This window comes from Arthrobacter sp. K41, from assembly GCF_059089645.1.
Genome location: NZ_JBNHEW010000022.1, coordinates 1 through 219, shown reverse-complemented (window position 1 = coordinate 219; position 219 = coordinate 1). Strand labels below are relative to the sequence as shown.

Annotated in this window: 1 protein-coding gene; it reads left to right on the top strand. The window is 57.5% G+C overall.

The features are described from left to right. On the top strand, positions 1–108 hold a 108-nt coding region (locus AC5RTE_RS17180; RefSeq protein WP_494042585.1), incomplete at its 5' end, for an L-serine ammonia-lyase, iron-sulfur-dependent, subunit alpha. Positions 109–219 lie beyond the last annotated feature (111 nt).

The following is a 219-nucleotide window of genomic DNA, read 5'->3' as shown; positions in this document are numbered from 1 at the left end:
TCCCTGGATGAGGTCATTGTGACCATGCGCGAGACCGGAAAGGACATGAGCTCCAAATACAAGGAAACGGCCATGGGCGGACTCGCCGTCAACGTGGTGGAATGCTGAAGAAAGAAGAACAATGACATTGGCACCTGAAGGCCGGAAGATGCTGCGGATCGAGCAGCGCAACTCGGCTGTCCCGGTGGAGCGGAAGCCGGAGTGGATCAAGGCCAAGGT